23 protein-coding genes and 1 tRNA gene are annotated in these 22661 nt (G+C 32.6%); 10 read left to right on the plus strand and 14 right to left on the minus strand.

The window, feature by feature from the left end:
* Nucleotides 1–28: 28 nt before the first annotated feature.
* From AC2D8I_RS06490 to AC2D8I_RS06520, 7 genes are all read left to right on the plus strand, one after another.
* Complete coding sequence (locus AC2D8I_RS06490) at nt 29–1060, plus strand: asparaginase (RefSeq protein ID WP_484705181.1); 1032 nt, start codon at nt 29–31, stop codon at nt 1058–1060.
* An 80-nt stretch (nt 1061–1140) separates the two neighbouring features.
* Nucleotides 1141–1228, plus strand: a tRNA-Ser gene (locus AC2D8I_RS06495).
* 176 nt (nt 1229–1404) lie between these two features.
* Nucleotides 1405–2169, plus strand: coding sequence for a MotA/TolQ/ExbB proton channel family protein (locus AC2D8I_RS06500; RefSeq protein WP_484705182.1), 765 nt, complete (start codon nt 1405–1407; stop codon nt 2167–2169).
* 30 nt (nt 2170–2199) lie between these two features.
* The gene (locus AC2D8I_RS06505; protein ID WP_484705183.1) at nt 2200–2661 is read left to right on the plus strand and encodes a hypothetical protein; all 462 of its coding nucleotides are present in this window, start codon (nt 2200–2202) and stop codon (nt 2659–2661) included.
* A gap of 1 nt (nt 2662) precedes the next feature.
* Nucleotides 2663–3292, plus strand: a complete 630-nt coding sequence (locus tag AC2D8I_RS06510; protein WP_484705184.1) for an ExbD/TolR family protein — start codon at nt 2663–2665, stop codon at nt 3290–3292.
* 19 nt (nt 3293–3311) lie between these two features.
* The gene (locus AC2D8I_RS06515; protein WP_484705185.1) at nt 3312–3788 is read left to right on the plus strand and encodes an ExbD/TolR family protein; all 477 of its coding nucleotides are present in this window, start codon (nt 3312–3314) and stop codon (nt 3786–3788) included.
* A gap of 80 nt (nt 3789–3868) precedes the next feature.
* The gene (locus AC2D8I_RS06520; protein ID WP_484705186.1) at nt 3869–4594 is read left to right on the plus strand and encodes a porin family protein; all 726 of its coding nucleotides are present in this window, start codon (nt 3869–3871) and stop codon (nt 4592–4594) included.
* Between the two features lie 35 nt (nt 4595–4629).
* Here AC2D8I_RS06520 and AC2D8I_RS06525 read toward each other — a convergent pair whose 3' ends face one another.
* The 7 genes from AC2D8I_RS06525 to pyrH form a co-directional block, all read right to left on the minus strand.
* On the minus strand, nt 4630–5235 hold the full coding sequence (locus AC2D8I_RS06525) for a hypothetical protein (protein WP_484705187.1): 606 nt from the start codon (nt 5233–5235) through the stop codon (nt 4630–4632).
* Nucleotides 5235–6695: an RNA polymerase factor sigma-54 gene (rpoN, locus tag AC2D8I_RS06530; protein ID WP_484705188.1), complete on the minus strand. Its 1461-nt coding sequence runs from the start codon at nt 6693–6695 to the stop codon at nt 5235–5237. Before rpoN ends, AC2D8I_RS06525 begins: the two co-directional genes overlap by 1 nt.
* A gap of 105 nt (nt 6696–6800) precedes the next feature.
* Entirely contained in the window at nt 6801–8231 is a 1431-nt protein-coding gene (gene asnS, locus AC2D8I_RS06535; protein WP_484705189.1) for an asparagine--tRNA ligase, read from the minus strand.
* 32 nt (nt 8232–8263) lie between these two features.
* Nucleotides 8264–10672, minus strand: a complete 2409-nt coding sequence (locus AC2D8I_RS06540; protein WP_484705190.1) for an efflux RND transporter permease subunit — start codon at nt 10670–10672, stop codon at nt 8264–8266.
* 62 nt (nt 10673–10734) lie between these two features.
* Entirely contained in the window at nt 10735–11994 is a 1260-nt protein-coding gene (locus tag AC2D8I_RS06545) for a hypothetical protein (RefSeq protein WP_484705191.1), read from the minus strand.
* A 378-nt stretch (nt 11995–12372) separates the two neighbouring features.
* Nucleotides 12373–12930, minus strand: a complete 558-nt coding sequence (gene frr, locus AC2D8I_RS06550) for a ribosome recycling factor (protein ID WP_484705192.1) — start codon at nt 12928–12930, stop codon at nt 12373–12375.
* Nucleotides 12931–13020: 90 nt separating this feature from the next.
* Nucleotides 13021–13728, minus strand: a complete 708-nt coding sequence (gene pyrH, locus AC2D8I_RS06555) for a UMP kinase (protein WP_484705193.1) — start codon at nt 13726–13728, stop codon at nt 13021–13023.
* A 192-nt stretch (nt 13729–13920) separates the two neighbouring features.
* Here pyrH and AC2D8I_RS06560 point away from each other — a divergent pair, with 192 nt between their 5' ends.
* From AC2D8I_RS06560 to AC2D8I_RS06570, 3 genes are all read left to right on the plus strand, one after another.
* A complete protein-coding gene (locus AC2D8I_RS06560; protein WP_484705194.1) occupies nt 13921–14352 on the plus strand; it encodes an RrF2 family transcriptional regulator in 432 nt (143 codons plus the stop codon).
* A 76-nt stretch (nt 14353–14428) separates the two neighbouring features.
* Nucleotides 14429–14764 carry a cupin domain-containing protein gene (locus tag AC2D8I_RS06565; RefSeq protein ID WP_484705195.1) on the plus strand — a complete coding sequence of 112 codons (336 nt, stop codon included), beginning with the start codon at nt 14429–14431 and terminating at the stop codon, nt 14762–14764.
* Between the two features lie 30 nt (nt 14765–14794).
* Complete coding sequence (locus AC2D8I_RS06570) at nt 14795–17017, plus strand: nitric-oxide reductase large subunit (protein WP_484705196.1); 2223 nt, start codon at nt 14795–14797, stop codon at nt 17015–17017.
* A 115-nt stretch (nt 17018–17132) separates the two neighbouring features.
* Here the strand turns inward: AC2D8I_RS06570 and tsf are convergent, their stop codons facing one another.
* From tsf to AC2D8I_RS06605, 7 genes are all read right to left on the minus strand, one after another.
* Entirely contained in the window at nt 17133–18104 is a 972-nt protein-coding gene (tsf, locus tag AC2D8I_RS06575; RefSeq protein ID WP_484705197.1) for a translation elongation factor Ts, read from the minus strand.
* 89 nt (nt 18105–18193) lie between these two features.
* A complete protein-coding gene (gene rpsB / locus AC2D8I_RS06580; protein ID WP_484705198.1) occupies nt 18194–18967 on the minus strand; it encodes a 30S ribosomal protein S2 in 774 nt (257 codons plus the stop codon).
* Nucleotides 18968–19156: 189 nt separating this feature from the next.
* Nucleotides 19157–19543, minus strand: coding sequence for a 30S ribosomal protein S9 (gene rpsI, locus AC2D8I_RS06585; RefSeq protein WP_484705199.1), 387 nt, complete (start codon nt 19541–19543; stop codon nt 19157–19159).
* A complete protein-coding gene (gene rplM, locus AC2D8I_RS06590) occupies nt 19543–19998 on the minus strand; it encodes a 50S ribosomal protein L13 (protein ID WP_484705200.1) in 456 nt (151 codons plus the stop codon). The genes rpsI and rplM overlap by 1 nt, the downstream gene beginning before the upstream one ends.
* Nucleotides 19999–20192: 194 nt before the next feature.
* Nucleotides 20193–20696: a cupin domain-containing protein gene (locus tag AC2D8I_RS06595; RefSeq protein ID WP_484705201.1), complete on the minus strand. Its 504-nt coding sequence runs from the start codon at nt 20694–20696 to the stop codon at nt 20193–20195.
* A 67-nt stretch (nt 20697–20763) separates the two neighbouring features.
* A complete protein-coding gene (locus tag AC2D8I_RS06600; protein WP_484705202.1) occupies nt 20764–21627 on the minus strand; it encodes a YihY/virulence factor BrkB family protein in 864 nt (287 codons plus the stop codon).
* Nucleotide 21628: 1 nt separating this feature from the next.
* Nucleotides 21629–22510 carry a mechanosensitive ion channel family protein gene (locus AC2D8I_RS06605; RefSeq protein WP_484705203.1) on the minus strand — a complete coding sequence of 294 codons (882 nt, stop codon included), beginning with the start codon at nt 22508–22510 and terminating at the stop codon, nt 21629–21631.
* Nucleotides 22511–22661: the final 151 nt, after the last annotated feature.

The following is a 22661-nucleotide window of genomic DNA, read 5'->3' on the forward strand; positions in this document are numbered from 1 at the left end:
AAAGACCTCTTTTAATATTAGTTCAAATATGCTAAAAAAAAATCCAAACATACTCCTTATATATACAGGCGGAACAATAGGGATGATAAAAGATCCAGAAAGTGGTGCTTTAAGAGCTTTCGATTTCGATAATTTACTAATTAGGATTCCAGAGTTAAAATTATTGGACTGCAATATAGAAACGGTTTCTTTTAAAGAGCCTATAGACTCTAGTAATATGGAGCCTAAGTATTGGGTTGAAATAGTAGAGCTTATCGAGGTGCGTTACGATCACTTTGATGGATTTGTAATATTACATGGAAGCGATACCATGAGCTATACTGCTTCTGTGTTGAGTTTTATGTTAGAGCACCTAGCAAAGCCTGTCGTATTTACTGGGTCACAATTACCAATAGGGGATTTGCGTACAGATGCAAAGGAGAACTTAATTACTTCAATACAAATTGCTTCCCTTAAAAAAGGGAATAAGTCCATAATTCAAGAGGTTTGTTTGTATTTTGAATATAAACTCTACAGAGCCAATAGAACAACTAAAATTAATGCTGAGCATTTTGAGGCTTTTGCGTCACCTAATTATCCAGATTTAGTAGCCTCTGGAGTCCATTTAAAGGTAAACAAAGAGTATTTATATAAACCTAAACCTAAAAAAACATTAATTGTTCACAAACATTTAGATTCTAATATTGCTTTAATAAAGCTTTTCCCTGGTATTTCAGAAACATTAATACGTAGTGTTTTTAATGCAAAAAACCTTAAAGGCGTTATTATGGAAACCTATGGAGCAGGGAATTGTACAACTCAAGAGTGGTTCATTTCTTTATTAAAAGAAACGGTTTCTAAAGGGGTTCATATTGTAAACGTAACACAGTGTTATGGAGGAAGTGTCATTATGGGACAGTATGAAACAAGTGAAAAACTAAAAAAAACAGGAATAATTTCAGGAAAAGACATCACTACAGAGGCAGCAATAGCTAAAATGATGTATTTGTTATCACAAAATATATCGCCTAACTTGTTCAAAACCATATATGAAACACCCTTAAGGGGGGAAATGGCATAAAATTTGTAAATAAAGTTTCTGAGTTTAAACTTTTTTCTCTTTATTTGGAAATCCAAAAATGATTGTATTTGGAGAAATAAAGAGAGGTGGCCGAGTGGCTTAAGGCGCACGCTTGGAAAGCGTGTATGCGTTTATAGCGTATCGAGGGTTCGAATCCCTTCCTCTCTGCAAAGTATTTGAATTTTTTTTTGTAGATAATTTAAAAAAAGGCGGGTTTACTAAGTAAATCCATAATAAATGTTATTAATACGTTAAAACCCTTGTGCCAATTACTACTTTTAATTTTTTAATTACATTTTTTTTATATCTTTAGCACTTTAACTAATAAAATTAAGATCACGACAATGAAAAGATTATTTTCTATCCTAGCCATAGTATTTTTAATGGCATTTGGTACAGCAAACGCAACGACTAGCGCTGCTGCCGTTGCAACAACAGTAGTTACAGCAACACAAGACGATACAGCGGATACAGAAGAATTAGGGTTTAACCAAGAATTAAAGAAACGTTTTATAGAAGGAGGTCCTGGGTTTATGGGAATTGTACTATTATGTTTAATCCTTGGTCTAGCCATATCTATAGAGCGAATTATCTTTTTGAATTTATCGACTACAAATACGAAAAAATTGACTGCAAATGTAGAGGATGCATTACAATCAGGAGGATTGGAAGCAGCAAAAGAAGTTTGCCGTAATACAAAAGGGCCTGTAGCTTCAATTTTTTATCAAGGTTTAGATAGAGCCGACGGGGATTTAGAATCAGCAGAAAAAGCAGTAGTAGCTTACGGAGGAGTGCAAATGGGACAATTAGAAAAAAATGTGTCTTGGATTTCTTTATTTATCGCATTGGCTCCAATGTTAGGGTTTATGGGAACTGTAATAGGTATGATTCAAGCCTTTGATAAAATTCAATCAGCAGGTGGTATGGATGCCACTTTAGTAGCCGGTGGTATTAAAGTAGCACTTTTAACAACTGTATTTGGTTTGATTGTTGCAATTATTCTTCAGATATTTTACAATTATATTGTAGCAAAAATTGATAGTATCGTTAACGATATGGAGGATTCTTCAATAACCTTAATGGATATATTGACGAAGTACAAAAAATAATAATAACTAATTTTAAAACTAAATAATAATATGTATAAGATTTTAAAAATAGTTGTAGCAGTTCTTAGTTTATTAGGAGTTGTGTTTTTGATAAGAATAATAGCAGCAGGGGATGATGTTCTTAAAGATGCTTATATCGCCGATGCAGGTCAATCCTCATTAGTAGATGGTTTATTTAATCCGTTTGCTTGGGTAGCCTATATTGTATTAGCAATGGTAATTGCATTTGTAGTCCTTTTTGTAATAAAGAATTTAATTTCAGGAGGATCTAATATAAAGAATACATTAATAGGAGTAGGAGCCTTTTTAGTAATTCTATTAATCTCTTATATGGTGTCTGGTGGAGACACAAGAGAGTATATCTATAATGATACTGTTGCAACAGCTAGCGAGTCTCAACTTGTTGGAGGCGGTTTAGTGGCTTTTTATATACTTAGTGTAATTGCGATAATCGCAATGACATTTTCAGGAATTAAAAAAATGATTAAATAATATGGCAAAGCGATCAGCACCAGAAGTTAATGCAGGCTCTATGGCTGACATTGCTTTCTTGTTACTTATATTTTTCTTGGTAACAACAGATATTGCAACAGATTCTGGTTTAAACAGAAAGTTGCCACCCATAAATAATGAAGTTCCTCCTAAGATTAAAAACAAGAACATATTCGTCCTTAATTTAAACAGGAATAACGAATTGTTAATGAATAGAGCTGGTGAAGAAAAACGAGTGGAACTAAAAGATCTTCGTAAAGAGGTTGTAACGTTCTTAAATAACGGAGGAGGAAAAGGAGATGATGCTTGCCAGTATTGTGAAGGTAAGGGGATTCCTGAGTCATCAGATAATTTTACTAAAGCTGTTGTTTCAATGAGTAGTGATAGATTAACAAAGTACGAGACGTATATCTCTGTACAAAATGAAGTTATTGCTGCTTATAATGAAGTAAGAAATAGAGTGTTTACTAGAGTTTTTCCTAAATCGGGAATGAATTATGTAGAAACCAATAACCTTTATCAAGATCCACAAACGGATGCTACCGAAAGGGAGAAGTTAAAAGTGAAATTGGAAACCATAAAAAAAATAGTACCACAAATATTTTCTGAAGCAGATGCTAAGAAATCTTAATTAAAAAAAGCATAACACTATGTCTAAATTTAAAAAGAAAAAAGAAGGAGGTCTTCCTCCAATTTCAACAGCATCTTTACCAGATATCGTTTTTATGTTATTGTTTTTCTTTATGGTTGCAACAGTAATCAAAGAAGACAATTTAATGATTGTTAATAAACTGCCGTCTGCAGATCAGATTGAGAAATTGGATAAGAAAAAGCCGATTAGTTACATATATGCAGGAAAACCTAATAAAAGGTACAAGAATGTGGGAACTGAAGCTAGAATCCAATTGAATGATAAGTTTGCCGATGTCGATGATATAAGAGCTTTTATCGCTTCTGAAAGAGCTCCTTTGCGAGAGGATCAAATTAATAAATTGATTATTGCTCTTAAAGTGGATGTAGATGTTAACATGGGATTGATAAATGATATCAAACAAGAATTGCGAAAAGAAAACGCATTAAAGATTAATTATACAACTAGAAGAGGTGATGCCGTTTCTAGTAAGTAAACAATAATAATCTTAATTTTATAAGGCAGGTGTTTTGAAATTCAAGACACCTGTCTTTTTTTATATACTTTTGTAATCATATGAAATTAAATATTTGTGTTTTAAAAGAACTGTTCTTTATGTTCTCCGTATTAAGTGTTACTTTCTCTGTTTTTGGACAACAGGATAGTACCTTTGGGTTAAAAGAGATTGATAGCCTTTATAAAGAGGATCAATTCTATATCGCTGCCACTTATAATTTATTAGCTTATAGACCACAAGGGGTATCTCAAAATGGGTTTTCTAGTGGGTTTCACTTTGGTTTTATTAAAGATATGCCAATTAATAAAAGAAGAAATATCGCCATTGGTTTAGGGCTTGGTTTGTCTTTTAATTCTTTTAATCAAAATATGTTGATCAGTGAAAACTTAAACGGTGACACAGATTTTAATGTTTTGGTTGATACTGAAACTGATTTTACAAAAAATAAATTTTCGATGCACCTCATAGAAGTGCCTTTAGATTTTCGTTGGCGATCTTCTACTCCGGAAAGCTATAAGTTTTGGCGCATTTATACAGGCTTTAAATTGGGGTATGTATTTGCAAATGGAGCAAAGTATCGGGGGAGTCCTGAAAACATTAAATTAAATAATATAGCGGCTTTTAATAAGTTTCAATACGGTATAAACCTAAGTGTAGGTTACAACACTTGGAATTTTTATGCTTATTACGCATTAAACCCTATTTTTAAGACAGAATCAAGAATTAATGATGCTAAGATAGACACCAAGGCTTTAAAACTTGGGCTGATGTTTTATATTTTATAATATAGGTACAGTGAGGGTACTTCTTTAAAAAGAGACTATAACCAATAATTAAATAAGCTTAATTGTGGGACTACACCTATTAATAAACCAATTGTTAACTCTAAGTTGGTATGAGCATTTAAATGTAATCTAGAAGTTGCTATAGCGCCCATAATTATAGCCATTAAAGCTAGGGAACCATTTAGGTCAATACTAAAGTGAATTGATAATCCCATAGCAAATATAAATACGCCAGCGATTGCAATCATATGTATGCTTGCTTTAAAGCCCCATGCAGCTAATATAAGACAACTAAGTGTAGAGATTAAGATGCCAATAAAAAAATAGTATAGCTCTATTATTTGACTAGGCGGGAATACGCGTTTTAAAATTAATAAAAGTATTAGTGAATTGATAAAAAGCGGGATAACACGCTCTTTACTTGTTTTTAAATAAATGGAATGTGTTTTACCTAGGGTTTTTAATAGGAAGTAAATAAGTATAGGTAGAATGATGGTAAGTATGCTCAATGAAATAAGCTTCGCTCTTATTAACTCCAGAGCGTAAAAACGAGGCGATTTTGAGAAATAAAATATAACACCCAATAACGGCATTACTATTGGGTGAAAGATAAAAGAGACGCTTTTAAGGATTAAATTCATTATATTTTTTTGCGTAATCTAGCTACAGAAATGTCTAGTTGTTCTCTGTATTTAGCAACTGTACGACGTGCTATTGGATAGCCTTTCTCTTTTAGTATTTTTGCTAAAGCTTCATCTGTTAGCGGTTTCTTTTTATTCTCTTCTTCTATAACAGTTTCTAATATTTTTTTTATCTCTTTTGTAGAAACCTCTTCACCTTGATCATTAGTCATAGATTCAGAAAAGAACTCTTTAATTAGTTTAGTACCGTATGGAGTATCTACATATTTACTATTGGCGACACGTGAAACAGTAGAGACATCCATCTCGATTTGATCGGCAATGTCTTTTAAAATCATTGGTCTTAGCTTACGCTCATCTCCTGTTAAAAAGAACTCTTCTTGGTAATGCATAATCGCACTCATTGTTATAAAAAGCGTTTGTTGTCGCTGCTTAATCGCTTCTATGAACCATTTTGCAGCATCTAATTTTTGCTTGATAAATAGTACTGCATCTTTTTGAGATTTTGATTTATCCTTGGATTCTTTATAACCTTTAAGCATATTATTATACTCGCGAGAAACATGTAATTCCGGAGCATTTCTGCCGTTTAGAGTTAAATCTAAAGCACCATTAATTATTCTTATTGCAAAATCAGGAACAATATGCTCGATAATACGTGTGTTTCCAGAATATGATCCTCCTGGTTTAGGGTTTAATCTTTCGATTTCATGGACTGCATCTTTAAGCTGTATTTCATTAATATCGAATTTTTGTAATAGTTTTTTATAATGTTTTTTTGTGAATTGCTCAAAAGCTTTATTTATAATATCTGAAGCTAATTCTACATCTGGTGTTTGCTCTTTCCGAGCTAATTGAATGCTTAAACACTCTTGTAAACTACGCGCTCCAACTCCAGCAGGGTCTAATTGGTGAACAATATTTAACACTTCCTCAATTTTATTCTCTGTAGTATATATATTTTGAGTAAAGGCTAAGTCGTCCATAATATCACTAATATCTCTACGGATGTAACCACTTTCGTCTACACTACCAACTAAAAATTCTGCGATATCACGTTCGTCATCATCCAAACGGTAAGTGTTTAACTGTGATTTCAAATGTTGTGTAAAGGAAGTGCCTGAGGCGTAAGGAATACTTTTTTCATCATCATCGGCACTATAATTATTAACATGTGTTCTGTACTCTGGAATCTCATCGTCACTTAAGTAATCATCAATGTTTATATCGTCTGTATTTATAGATTCGTTGTCATCAAAATCATCGGCAGTATTATCAAAATCATCCTCAAAGTCACCTTCTTTTTCTTCTTTGCCACTATCTAATGCAGGGTTCTCTTCTAATTCTTGCTTTAAACGTTGTTCAAATGCTTGTGTAGGCAACTGTATCAATTTCATTAATTGAATTTGTTGCGGTGACAATTTTTGAGATAATTTGAACTGTAAATATTGTTTAAGCATATGTCTTAGTAGGGTTTTTATAAAAATAAAAAAACAATCTAAATAATACTGTATAAATAGATTGTTTTTCGAAATTATATTGGCAATTTAACGCTTTGAGTTCTATTAAAAATCTGCGTTTTGTGGTGTTCTAGGATAAGGTATAACGTCACGAATATTGCTCATACCAGTAGCAAACATAACCAAACGTTCAAAGCCTAAGCCAAATCCTGAGTGTACAGCAGTACCATACTTACGTAAATCTAAATACCACCATAGCTCTTCTTCAGAAATATCTAAAACTGCCATTTTTTCTTTTAAGATTTCTAAGCGTTCTTCACGTTGAGATCCTCCAACAATTTCACCAATGCCTGGAAATAAGATATCCATAGCACGAACAGTTTTACCATCTTCGTTTAAACGCATGTAAAAGGCCTTTATGTTTGCAGGATAATCAAACAATATTACGGGGCATTTAAAGTGTTTCTCGACTAAGTAACGTTCGTGTTCAGATTGTAAATCTGCTCCCCATTCTTTAATTATATAATTAAATTTCTTTTTCTTATTAGGCTTACTATTTTTTAAAATATCTATAGCTTCAGTATAACTTACGCGTTTAAAATTATTAGTCGTTACAAATTTTAGTTTTTCAATTAAACTTAATTCATTTCTTTCTGCTTGAGGCTTGGTCTTATCTTCGTCTAATAAACGTTTATCTAAAAACTCTAAATCATCTATGTTATGCTCTAATATATAACCAATAACGGATTTCATAAAGTCTTCGGCTAAGTCCATATTACCAGCCAAATCCATAAAAGCAACTTCGGGTTCTATCATCCAAAATTCGGATAAATGACGAGAAGTATTAGAGTTTTCTGCTCTAAATGTTGGGCCAAAAGTATATACTTTACCTAAAGACATTGCGTAGGTTTCGGCTTCTAACTGCCCCGAAACCGTTAAATTTGTGTCTTTTCCAAAAAAGTTTTGAGAATGATCAATAGTTCCTTCTTCAGTTAATGGTGGGTGCTTTTGATTTAGGGTACTAACACGAAACATTTCTCCGGCTCCTTCAGCATCACTCCCTGTAATAATTGGAGTATGCATATTATAAAAACCGTTTTCATTAAAATATTTGTGAACAGCAAACGATAAGGCAGAACGCAAACGCATTACCGCACTAAAAGTATTCGTCCTGGTTCTCAAGTGTGCATTTTTTCTTAAGAATTCGAAACCGTGTTTTCTAGGTTGAATAGGGTATGTTTCAGGATCTGAATCTCCTAAAATAGCAATTGAATTAACGACTATTTCAACAGTTTGTCCTTTTCCTTGACTTTCGATTAACTCGCCTTTAATATGTACAGCAGCTCCAGTGGAAATGCGTTTTAAGAGCGCTTCATCTGTGTTTTCAAAATCGACTACACATTGGATGTTATTAATCGTAGAGCCATCATTTAGAGCTATAAAACGATTGGCTCTAAAAGTTCTAACCCATCCTTTTATTTCTACTTTTTCTAAAGTGGTTTGTTTTAATAATTGTGCAACTGTACTTGGTGTCATTTTATGAAATATTTTATACGCAAAGGTAATTTTTATTGTAATTTGTTTGTTGTTTCCTCTTCGCTTTCTTCTGGAATAATGTTTATTGAAGGTTTTTTTAGCGTAGATTTATTTGCGATACTCTTTTCTAATGAAAGGAGTAACGAAGGCAGTAATAACAAGTTTGAAAGCATTGCAAACAATAATGTTGCCGATACCAACGCTCCAAGTGCTACTGTACCACCAAAACTCGATATTGTAAATACCGAAAAACCAAAGAATAGTACAATGGAAGTGTAAAACATACTAACTCCTGTTTCTCTTAAAGCGGCATAAACAGATTTTTTAATACGCCAATTATTTGCTTGTAGCTCTTGTCTGTATTTTGCTAAGAAGTGAATCGTATCATCCACAGAAATACCAAACGCAATACTAAATACTAATATGGTTGATGGCTTTATTGGTACTCCTAAATACCCCATTAATCCTGCTGTAACAACAAGAGGTAAAAGGTTTGGAATTAAGGAAACTATAATCATTCTAAAGGAACGAAACATATAGGCCATAAACAATGAAATTAATAAAACAGCTAAGGAAAGCGAAATGGCTAAGTTTTTAACAAGATAAGTTGTTCCTTTTTGAAATACGAGAGCTTTCCCCGTCATTGTTACATTATATTTTTCTTTAGGAAAGACTTTATCAATTTTAGTTAATAAATTCTCTTCAATGCGTTCCATTTTATCTGTACCTATGTCCTTCATAAATGTTGTTATACGCGCATATTGCCCAGTACTATCAACAAAATTACTCAGTAGATTTAGATCTCCTGATGCTGAGTTTTTAATGTAGGCCGAGAGGAATAGGTTTTCTTGAGCGGTTGGTAATTGATAGTATTTAGGATTACCGTTTGAATAGGCTTGTTTTGAGTATTTCACTAATCCAACAACAGAGATCGGTTTTGATAATTCTGGGGTTTCTATAATCAAATCCTCTAGCGCATCCATACGTTTAAGTGTGGCGAGTTTCATAACACCTTTTTTGCGCTTGGTATCTATCATGATTTCCAAAGGCATAATCCCATTAAATTCTTCTTCAAAGAAGCGAATATCTTTAAAAAATTCTGCTTTTTTAGGCATATCTTCAATAAGACTTCCAGAGATTTTAATTTTATAAATACCTATTATACAAAGAATCAATAGCACAAGAGAGGTAATATATATGGCAATGCGCTTTTCTTTAACCATTATTTCCATCCAATTAACAAAACCGCCAATCCAACGTTTGTTTAAGTGTTCCAAATGACGTTGTTTAGGATAAGGTAAAAAGGTGTATATTATTGGAATGATAAGTATGCATAAAACAAAGATGGCTATTATGCTTAAAGAGGCAACAATACCAAACTCCTTTAAAAGTTTACTTTCAGTTATAATAAAGGTTGCGAAACCAGAGGCTGTGGTCACATTGGTCATTAATGTAGCATTCCCAACTTTTGTTATAACCCGTTGAAGCGATTTTACTTTATTACCATGTAATTTTACTTCATGTTGGTATTTATTTATTAAGAAAATACAATTAGGTATTCCTATAACAATAATTAATGGTGGTATTAATGCTGTTAATACGGTAATTTCATATTTAAGTAGACCGAGTATTCCTAAAGTCCACATTACGCCAACGCATACAACTATAAGAGAAATAAATGTGGCACGAAAAGATCTAAAAAACAGAAAAAATATTAGAGACGTAACCAATAAGGCTGCAACAACAAATAAGCCAATTTCATCTACAATATTTTGTGAATTTAAAGTCCGAATATATGGCATTCCAGAAATACGGACATCCATTTTGTACTGGTCTTCAAACTTTTTAATTCTGTCTAATAGCGTTAGCATTACAAAATCCTTCCGCTCTGGCTTGTTAATGATATCTTTTTTAAGATATATAGCAGTACGGATGGTTTTTGTTTCTGTATTAAATAAAAAATTATCGTAGAACGGATATTTTTTGAATAATTCGTCTTGCAATAGTTCTATTTGAGCTAGTGATGTAATCGAATCTTTTATAAAGGGTTCTAATTCAAATTTCTCTGCTTTTGTGTTTTTAACCAGTTTTTGTAAATCTTTGATAGAAACTACCGTTTCTACCTCAGGGTCATTTCTAAAGGCATCGGAAAGGGCATTCCACGCATTTAATTTATCAACTGTAAATAGCGAAGAATCCTTAATACCTAGTACGATTAAGTTTCCTTCTTCTCCAAATATTTCGAGAAATTTGTTGTATTCTTTGTTTACTTCATGTTCATCTGGTAATAAATTTGCTTCTGTGTAGGTAAAACGCATGTATTTCCATTGCATACTAAAAAAAATAGTAACAAGGATTATACCTATTAAAATAGCAATTTTATTACGCAAGATGATTCTTGCTACAACGTCCCAAAATTGTGTTTTCTTAAGTTTTGACATAGTACTTTTAAACGAGCGTCAAAGGTATGGAAAACAGATATATTTACTGTATAAAAATGTGTTTATAATGAGATGTTGAAAGTGAATTTAAAGGCAATGTTATCTTCGGTTTTTGGCAGATGATAGGCACCGTATCTATAAGAGAAACTTAAACCAAAACCTAAAAGTAATTTATTAACTTCAAAACCAGATTCTGTATAGCCCTTATCTAGAGTGTTAAAGCTTAAGTCTTGATGTCGCGAAATATGGTTCATATTACCAATAGCATACCTAGATATAAGAACTAATTGTGGGTTAAAACGCTTTGAAATGTGAAACGGTTTTACATAATGCTTAAAAATTAATGTAGCAAAACGATCGGAAAAAAACTCATTAAAAAACATGGTTTCAAAACTATTAATTCCAGCAACCGAGAACCGTTGTAAAATAGTTTCTTTTGTTATGTTGTTTGGGTAAGCATGATATAAATGAGTTAAAGGCGCGTCTCCTTGTGTGATTCCAGTAGTAAGTGTGGCCATAGAATAGGATTCTTTATTATGGTTTAACTTATACAGAGTTCTAAAATCTAATTTAGAAAAATTAAAATCGGCATTTAAAACACCTTTGAAACTTTTGGTGTATTGAAAGGTGAATTTAGGATAGCCTTCCGTAGTTTTTTTGTTTGTGTTTTTATAAGTGTTGAAAGGACTCCATTCTACAGCAGCTTTTAACATACTCGTTTCAAAATCTCTGTATGAAACACCATTCAAAAGATAATGATAATCATAAGTAGGACTTATATTACTAACCGAAAGAGCTAGTTCTGAATAGAGTTTTGAAGAAATTTCATGCTCTATATTTAATTTGTAAGTAATATGCTTATGAAACAGGTCTATATTTAATAAACGGGGTTCGAAAAAGGAAAAGCTACGGCCATCGGTTAAAAAGCTTGAACTCCCTGTTTCTTGTAAATCGTCTGTATAAGAAAGGTTTAACCAAGTATTTGTTTTAGAGAGGATTTTAATCCCTCCGCCAATGCTATACTTAATTTTTTCGTCTAGGAAGCCATAGACAACATAGCTGTTTATTTTAAATTTCTTAGAAAACCCGTCGTTAGTAATTCCTCCTAAACCTGTTCTAAGCCCTTCATATTGATTGAATTTAACAAGGTATCTGAGATCAAAATTTAAGACTTTAGTTGGGAAATACCCGTTTCCCAATTGTTTTAAAAATGCGCTTTCTTTTATAGAATCTTGAGTTACTTCAGTACTATCCTTAGGGATTTGAGATTGAGCATAAGTAGTAAAAATCAATAAGAAGACAAAAAGTCTACATTTCATCATATAATTATTCTAATAGCAATTTAACAGATAGAGGCCATACCTAATTTTAATAAGCTCTCTCCTTTTGATTAACTATAATGTTGGTTGAGCAAATTTGTTTTCATACATTATAATATTATCATTTATATTTGGGGCTATTTTATAATCAGATTTATGTTTAATGTTAAGGCATAGTATATTTAAATTAATATAGGTCATTTTCTAGGTTAAAAAATAAAAGAAGTAAAATGTATCGTTTATTTTTAAGACTTAGTCGTGTAATTCTTTAAACCTCTTACAATAAAATAAGCTATGGCCATAGTAAGATACAAAATCTTATATGAACAAAAGTATTAAAACAAGATATAAAAAAAGCGACAATTATGTCGCTTTTAACTTTTACACTGTCAGAATTTCTTTTTCCTTGCTGCTAAATATTTCATCTATTTTTTTTACAGCTGCATCTGTAAGATTTTGGATATCTTGCTCAACGCTTTTTTGTAAATCTTCTGAGGCATCTTCAGTTTTTTTTATGTCGTTATTTGCATCTTTTCTTGCATTTCTAACACCAACTTTGGCATGTTCAGCTTCAGCTTTAGCTTGTTTTGCTAATTCGCGTCTGCGTTCTTCGGTTAAGGCTGGGACATTTATTATAATAGTTTCTCCATTATTCATAGGATTAAAACCAAGGTTTGCATACATAATGCCTCTCTCAATTTCTTGAAGCATATTTTTTTCCCAAGGCTGAACGGTAATGGTTCTTCCATCTGGAGTATTTACATTTGCAACTTGTCCTAATGGTGTTTGAGATCCGTAGTAGTCTACCATAACACTACCTAACATAGCTGGAGTAGCTTTGCCAGCACGAATATTTAAAAGTTGTTTTTCTAAATGTTTTATAGCGTTATCCATGGCTTCTTTTGCAGAATCTACGATAAATGTTAAGTCTTCATTCATTACTATACTTTTTTAGTTATTAATGCTCATCTTTTAATTGAGCCATAATCTATTTTCTGTTAAGACGTTTGGTTATTATATGTCAAAAAATTATAAACTGACTTGAGTTCCAATATTTTCACCTAAAACGACTTTCATTAAGTTGCCTCTGGTATTCATATCAAAGACTATAATAGGAAGTTCATTTTCTTGACTAAGTGTAAAAGCTGTGGTATCCATAACTTTTAATCCTTTGCGTAATACATCATCAAAGGTAATGTGATCGAATTTTACAGCTTTACTATCTTTCTCAGGATCTGCATTGTAAATTCCATCTACACGTGTGCCTTTTAGAATAACATCTGCTTCAATCTCTATAGCTCTTAATACTGCTGCAGAATCTGTTGTGAAATAAGGGTTTCCAGTTCCTCCTCCAAAAATAACAACACGCCCTTTTCTAAGATGACTCATCGCTTTTCTTCTTATAAATGGTTCTGCAACTTCGTTTATTTTTATGGCTGTTTGCAAGCGTGTTTTTACTCCTGCATCTTCCAAAGCACTTTGTAAAGCAAGTCCATTTATAACCGTGGCAAGCATCCCCATATGGTCTCCTTGTACACGATCCATACCATTGCTAGCGCCGGCAACACCTCTAAAAATATTTCCACCGCCAATAACGATAGCGACTTCTATACCTTTATCTGTTACGGTTTTTATGTCTTCCGCATATTCGGCTAAACGTTGAGGATCTATACCATACTGGCGAGTTCCCATTAGCGCTTCTCCCGATAATTTTAATAGTATTCTTTTGTAATGCACAGTTTTCTTTGTTTGAATAAAATTTTGCTTTATGCAAAAAATATAAGAGTTTGGCAAATATAATCAATATAGCGCATTGTCAAAAAAAAGAATTAGAAGATGTTAGATATATAAAACCTTAGAATTTATAACGGATATTTTTATCCTTTATAAAATAATTGTAACTTTGTTTTTTAAAATATTAATTAGCGTATGTTTTCTAAATCTTGTGAATATGGACTGAGGGCTGTAATTTTTTTAGCACGCCAATCTAAGTTAAATAGAAAGGTGAGTTTAAATACCATTTCTGAAGAAATAAATTCACCTCAAGCCTTTACCGCCAAGATTTTACAACAGCTTACAAAAGCTAATATTGTTAAATCTATAAAAGGCCCTTATGGGGGTTTTATGATTGAGGAGGATAAACTCAATACTAAGCTTAGTAAAGTTGTAAGCATTTTAGAAGGCGATTCTGTTTTTACTGGTTGTGGCTTAGGTTTAAAAAAATGTAATGAGAATGCACCCTGCCCGTTGCATTATAAGTTTGCTGAGATTAGAGAACGTTTAAAGAACATGTTAGAAAACACCACTTTATTTTCTATAGCATATGACCTCTCGTTAGAATCAACACTATTAAAACCCTAAAAATTTAAACTTAAAAAGGATAAAAAGATAATCTAGTATTTTATTAGCTAGAATTTATAACTAAAATTATTAAAATATGAAAACAGTATCACTTACTCAAGATTTAACTTATAATACTGATAAGCCTGCTATTACCGTTTTATTAAAGACAAAAACATCTAAAGAAATAAGAATAGCTATGAAAAAAGGTCAGCTAATGAAAGAACATAAAGCCCCTTTTCCTATTGTTATTGAAATTTTTAATGGCACTATTGATTTTGGTGTAAATGGTGATCGTTTACTACTTAAAAAGGGAGACCTTATTGCATTAGATGAAAATGTCCCGCATGATTTAATTGGCATAGAGGATAGTATTATTCGTTTATCACTTTCTCAATTAGATACGGTGGAACGTGTAAAAGAAATCGCTTAAAAAAATATTAATTACGTAAATAAAATAGAGATGAAGAAGATTTGGATTGGATTTTCAAGTGTAGTTGTATTGTCATTTATTGCACTTATTTGGGTTGGTACCGAAATTTATCAGACACAACCTCCTATTCCTAATAAGGTTATTGTTAAAGAAACACAAGAAGTGGTTTTTACCAAATATGATATTCAGACGGGGCAAAACGTTTGGGAATCTATAGGAGGTATGGAAGTTGGATCTATATGGGGACATGGAAGCTATGTAGCACCCGATTGGACTGCCGATTGGATTCACAGAGCAGCTGTTTTTATGTTAAATAATTGGGCTATAAAGGACTTTAATAAGCCTTATGAAACTTTGGGCGTTGAAAAAAAGGCTGCATTAAAAGCAAGGTTAATACAACATGTTAAAGTAAATACTTACGACAGTTCTAATGGTGTTATAACTATATCGTCTGCGCGTTATGAGGCGATTAAAAATAATTCTAAACATTATGCCTCTGTTTTTTCCGAGGGTTATGAGCAATATGCTATTCCAGAAGGTGCTTTGGTAGATGTTAAGAAACTCTCTCAATTAAATGCCTTTTTGTTTTGGACTTCTTGGGCGGCTAGTACAAACCGACCTAATCAAGATTATACTTATACCTCGAATTGGCCCCACGAACCTTTGATAAATAATACAATTACAGCAGATTCTCAAATGTGGTCTGGGTTTTCAATTGTGTTGCTATTGTTATTTATTGGTATACTTTCTTATTATTATATACGCAATCATGAAAAAGGAGAAGCTGTAGTACATCCAGATAAAGATCCCATAGCTCAAATAAAATTATCGCGTTCTCAAAAAGCCGTTTTGAAATATTTTATCGTTATCTCCTTATTAATTGGATTACAAATTATATTAGGAGTTTTAACGGTTCATTATACTGTTGAAGGACAAGCTTTTTTTGGGTTTGATTTGTCCAAATTTCTACCTTATTCCATAACTAGAACTTGGCATACACAGTTGGCTGTTTTTTGGATCGCCGCTACATGGTTAGCTACAGGCTTGTTTTTAGCACCAATGATAAGTGGAAAAGAAATGAAATTTCAAGTGTTTGGAATAAACGTTCTCTTTATTGCATTACTCATTATAGTACTCGGTTCTATGCTAGGAGAATGGCTAGGCGTCCATCAATTTTTTGATTTAACAACTAATTTCTTTTTCGGCCATCAAGGATATGAATATATGGATCTTGGAAGATTTTGGCAACTCTTTTTGGCTGTTGGATTGGTATTGTGGGTAATTATGGTTGGTAGACATGTCCTTTATGGCATTAGAAAAAATGATGATGCTAAACATTTATTGATTATACTTCTAATATCTGTTGTCGCTATTGGTATGTTCTTTTTCTCAGGGTTGATGTATGGAGAACATAGTAGCTTACCTGTAATTAACTATTGGAGATGGTGGTTGGTTCATTTATGGGTAGAAGGTTTTTTTGAGGTATTTGCAACAGTAATTATCGCATTTATATTTCTAAGAATGAAAATCATATCCGCTAAAACAGCAGGCAAGGCCTCAATAGCTTCTGCTACTATTTTCCTTGCAGGTGGAATTATAGGAACATTACATCATATATATTATTCTGGTACTCCTGTACAAGCCATAGCATTGGGTGCTACATTTAGCGCTTTAGAAGTTGTCCCGCTTACGCTAATGGGGTTTGAAATACGAGAGAATTGGAATTTATTAAAAGCAAACCAATGGATACAAAACTATAAATGGCCTATTTTCTTTTTTATAGCGGTTGCTTTTTGGAATATGATTGGTGCTGGTGTTTTTGGTTTCTTAATTAATCCTCCAATTGCATTGTATTATATTCAAGGACTAAATACGACAGCTGTTCATGCGCACACAGCATTGTTTGGCGTGTATGGTATGCTTGGTATGGGATTTATTATTATATGTCTACGGTTTTACTCTAACAGAATATGGGAAACAAATAAATTGAAAAGGGCTTTTTGGTTATTAAACATTGGCTTAATGGCCATGGTTGTATTAAGTCTTTTGCCTGTAGGTATTATACAGGCATATACCTCGATTACTAAAGGTTATTCTTTTGCAAGAGACGCAGAGTTATTGTATTCTCCTACAGTTCAAACATTAAAATGGTTAAGAATGATAGGGGACATCATATTCTCTGTTGGCATATTCTACTTCTGTTGGTTTACTATACAGGAAACAATGTATTGTATTAAGACGAATAGGCGTTAGTTATTAAAAGGCAATATTAGTTAATAAAAAACCACTAGCTCTATCAAGAACTAGTGGCTTTTTTACTTTATATAATTATATTGATATTTCTATAGAATAGAATGTCAATAATTTACTAACCTAAAGAAACACGTTTAAAGGCAGTAACTGTTGTTTTATTAGCAGAAACATAATCTGCAACAGTTTGCTTTTCATCTTTAATAAACTTTTGATCTAATAAACATTGTTCTTGATCTAAAGTTGTATTGTCAGAGATGAAACGTTCCATTTTACCTGGTAATATTTTATCCCAGATTTGTTCTGGTTTACCTTCAGCTTTTAATTGTGCTTTAGCATCTTCTTCAGCTTGAGCTAATACTTCAGGAGTTAATTGCGCCATAGAGATATATTGAGGCACGTTTTTTAGTGTTTTACCTAAACGTCCTAGCTCGATATTATCTTTTTCTATAACAGCTATTCTTGCTTCTGTTTCTGCTGCTACGTATGCAGGATCAAAATCTTTATAAGATAATGTTGTTGCTCCCATAGAGGCAACTTGCATCGCAACATCTTTAGACACAGCAGCTGCATTGTCTACATTTTCAGACAAACCAACTAAAGCTCCAATTTTGTTAATGTGAACGTAAGTACCAACATAAGGTGCTTCTAATTTTTCAAAAGCGTTGATTTCTAATTTTTCACCAACAACACCTGTTTGCTCAACTAATTTTTCAGCTACAGTCATTCCTCCAAAATCAGCGGCTAAGAACTCTTCTTTGTTATCGAAATTAATAGCAATATCTGCAAATTGGTTAGCTAAGGCTAAAAAGCTTTCATTTTTACCAACGAAATCTGTTTCACAACCTAAAACGATAGCAACACCAACAGTGTTATCTGCATTTACTTTAGAAACGGCAGCACCTTCGCTAGAGTCACGATCGGCTCTCTTTGCTGCTACTTTTTGTCCTTTTTTACGTAAAACATCAATAGCTTTGTCAAAATCGCCTTCTGCTTCAACTAATGCTTTTTTACAGTCCATCATTCCTGCGCCTGTAGCTTTTCTTAATTTATTTACTTCTGCTGCTGTAATTTTTACTGTAGTACTCATAGTAAGTATAATTTGAAAAAGTCGCTTAATTTATTTTCAATATCTGAAAAAGAATTAAACGACTCTTAAACTAAATGTTATTATATTGTTTATTCTTCTTCTTTTGCTGCTTCAGCTTTTACTGGTGCTGGAGCTGCTTTAGCTTCAGCTTTTTCAGCGTCTTTAGTTGCTTTTTCAGCTTTACGCGCATTCAATCCGCTAGTTACAGCTTCTGTTACGTGTGTTAAAATTTTATCGATCGATTTAGAAGCATCATCATTTGCTGGTATAACATAATCTACTTGACGTGGATCTGAGTTTGTATCTACCATTGCAAAAATAGGAATGTTTAATTTTTGTGCTTCTTTAATCGCGATGTGCTCACGTTTAATATCTACAACAAACAAAGCTCCTGGAAGACGTGTCATATCTGTAATAGAACCTAAGTTCTTTTCTAACTTAGCTCTAAGACGGTCTACTTGTAAACGTTCTTTTTTAGATAAGGTTAAAAAAGTACCGTCTTTCTTCATTCTATCAATAGTAGCCATCTTCTTGATTGCTTTTCTAATAGTAACGAAGTTGGTTAACATTCCACCTGGCCATCTTTCTGTGATGTAAGGCATATTAATGTTACCTGCTTTTTCAGCTACGATATCTTTTGCTTGTTTTTTTGTAGCAACAAATAAGATTTTACGCCCAGAAGCAGCAATTTTGCTTAATGCTTCACCGGCTTCTTCTATCTTAGCTGCTGTTTTGTAAAGGTTTATAATATGGATACCGTTACGCTCCATATATACATAAGGGGCCATGTTTGGATCCCACTTACGTGTAAGGTGACCGAAGTGTACACCTGCTTCAAGTAATTCTTTTACTTCTACTGCCATTTTGTAATAGTTTACGTTCTGTTGAATTAGCAATAACTAAGTGGTCTTTATTTAAAATCGCCTTAATTATTTAGATGCTAAACTAAATCCTGTCTAATTGGACTAGGACAACAATAACTGTTTAATTTTTTGTTTAACAAGATTGTGATATACACTGAATAAACAGCGCCTACAATCCAGTTGATAATATTAACGTTTAGAGAACTGGAATTTCTTACGTGCTTTCTTCTGACCGAATTTCTTACGTTCAACCATTCTAGGGTCTCTAGTTAATAATCCTTCAGGTTTAAGAATTCCTCTGTTTTCATCATTTAACTCGCACATAGCACGAGAAATAGCTAAACGGATAGCTTCTGCTTGACCTGTAATACCACCACCAAAAACATTTACTTTAATATCAAAGTTACCTTCGTTTTCCGTCATCATTAACGGTTGGTTAACTTTATATTGTAAAGTTGCTGTTGGGAAGTAGTCTTTTAATGCTTTTTTGTTTACTGTAATTTCACCTTTTCCTTCAGAAAGGTAAACACGAGCAACAGCCGTTTTTCTACGACCAATTTTGTGTAATACTTCCATTACTTGAATTCGTTTAAGTTAATTGTAGCTGGTTTTTGAGCTTCGTGAGCATGCTCTGTTCCTGTTACAACAGTTAAATTTCTAAAAAGTGCTGCTCCTAATTTATTTTTAGGTAACATCCCTTTTACAGATTTCTCTACTAATCTTGCTGGATCTTTTCCAAACAATTCAGTAGCAGTTAAACTTCTTTGACCACCTGGGTAACCTGTGTGACGAATGTACGTTTTGTCATTCCACTTGTTCCCTGTTAAGTTGATTTTTTCTGCATTGATAACAATTACGTTATCCCCACAATCAACGTGTGGTGTGAAGCTAGGCTTATGTTTTCCTCTTAAAAGTTTTGCAACTTTAGAAGCCATACGCCCTAACGTTTGACCTTCAGCATCTACTAAAACCCACTGCTTATCTACAGTTGCTTTATTGGCTGAAATCGTTTTGTAGCTTAATGTGTCCACAATTATTAATTTTATTTATTAAACATTCCTCTCTCGAAAAGAGTTTGCAAATTTACGATTATATATTTGATTACCAAATAGTGAAGCCCTATTTTTTGAGGGCTATTAATAGGACTTGATATTTGTATTGAATTTAATATCTAATCTTATTAAAATTAGTCAATTAATAAAACTAGCTATTTTGAATGTATAGGTTATTTATGTGTTAATTTCGTAATTATTTGTTCGTGTTCTGGAAATTTAGAAAGGAGTTCTTTTCGTGTAGGAAGTTCAAAATCGTCAAAATGGAATCCTGGTGCAACGGTACATCCTACTAATGAGTAATTATTGTTATTACTAACGGAAGCTCCAAACCAATGACCCCCAGGAACTATTAATTGTGGGACTTCACCTTTGTTGTAATCGCGCCCAATGGTATATTCTGAATGATCACCAGCAGAGGATATGGTGTGTAAGCTTATAGGGGAACCATCATAAAAATGCCAAATTTCATCTTGCTTAATACGATGAAATGCAGAAAAATCTTCGGAAGTTAGTAGGAAATAAATACAGGTTGAGTAATTGCGTTTATCATTATAATGAGTCCCTAAACTATTTTTGTTTATTTCTCCATTACTTCTATAGGTTTCTTTAAAATAGCCACCTTCTGGATGTGGCTTTAAATCTAATTTTTTAATAATATCTTTAATTTTGCTCATGATCTATGTTTGTTAAATGCTCTCTACTTCTAGTATTTGTATTGTAATTTAGAGGATCTTAAAAGGATTAGATAATTTCTTTATGCTCTATTAAAACAGCATTATCATTAGCTTGTATTTCACAATCCATTGTATCACTAATCACTTTAACAAACGATGCGCCAAGAAAAATAATTTGCGAAGTGTAATACACCCAGAGCATTAATAAGGCTAACACACTGGCAGAACCAAATGTGGAAGAAATATGACTACGTCCAATATATAGACTTATACCTATTTTACCAAAAAGGAATAGTAAAGCAGTAAATGCCCCTCCAGCTAGAACCGCTTTCCAATTTACTTTGGCATCTCCTAAAAACTTAAACATAATAGCAAATACTAAGCAAATAACAATAAAAGAAGTGATGTGTTCATATAAGTACGATAATTTATAGTTGCTGTGCAAAGTATCTGAGTATTTAATTAAGAAGCTAGTAGCAGATGTACTTATTAAAATAATGAAAAAGAGCGTGATTAAAATAGAAAATGAAGCGAAATGCTTAGTTAGGTATCGAGTAATGTTGTTTTTAGGTTTTGCTTTGATGTTCCAAATACTGTTGAAAGAGTTATGGATTTGATTAAACATTCCAGAAGCGCTAAAGACTAAAGTTATAAAGCCTATAATAGACGTAATAACGCCGTTATGTTGATTGTGCTGATTTTTTATGATGTCCTGAATTTGTTGTGAAGCATCTGCTCCAAGAACATCTTTTAGCTGTAAGTAAATCTCTCCAGAAACGGCTTGTTTTCCAAAGAAAAGGCCTAGTAACGAGGTGACTATTATGATCATAGGAAGTAATGAGAATACCGCGTAGTAGGCTAATGCAGCACCTTTTTGAAAGGTGTTACTATTGAAAAAATGAATGAAAACATCTTTTAAAAATTTAAGCATTTTAGTCTGTCTTTATTGGGGTGTCAAATAGGTTTACACCGCCTTTTACTCCAAAATCTAAAGTAGTTACGGAGTATGCAATGGAAATGTTTTCCTTTTCAAATCTTTTTTTTATTTTTATAATAGTGTCGCTCATTGCGTTAAGGTAATCTTTTTGATGTGTGAATTTTATCCAAAATCGAACTTCAAAATTATAAGTAGAATTACCAATGCTTGTAAAATAAAAATCTACAACTTCGTTGGGTAGCAGGGATTCTATTTTATGAACTTCGTCTAAAGCAACTTTTTTTACATGCTCTAAGTCGTCACCATAGGAGACTCCGCTTTGCAGTATAATACGTCTCTTTTTAAAGGTAGAAAAATTAGTAAAGGTATTGTTGTAAATTAATTGATTAGGAACAAAAACTTCTTGGCCAGAAATGGTTCTTATAGAAGTGGTTATCCAGCCAGTAGCTTCAATGGTTCCAAAAACCTCATCAATGGTTACCCAGTCTCCACTTTTAAAAGGGCGTTGCATGTTTAATAAAAAACCAGCAAAGGCATTAGAGGCGATGTCTTTGAAGGCAAAACCAGCAACAATTCCAATAATTCCAGCTCCAGCCAATAGTTTGGTAAGAACACTCTCTAGGCCTAAAACTTCTAAAGCTAGAAAAACGCCAGATAGTATAAGGAAAAAATAGATAAAAACAGTTATTATTTTTAGAATGTTAGATTTTTTATTAAAGGCTTTTGAGTAGAACTTTGTAATACAATTTCTAACGATTTTGGCAATAAAATAAAAGGCTATTAGAATAATTATAGCCAATAGTACTTTTGGCATATAATCTAGAATGGAATACTCCCATTTTTTTAAAAGGCTGTCTATGTCACTAATATTTTTCATTTATATCATGCAGTTTTTTTGTAAAGATATTATAATAATGTGTAAGCTAATACGAGTATAATTATAAAAGTAAAACGGAACGATAGAGTATTAATTGCTATTAAGCAGATTTGTTGTTGGTGTTTTAGTCTTGTTTTTATAAAAAACGTAA

This window comes from Lacinutrix sp. YIN62 (genome assembly GCF_057219185.1).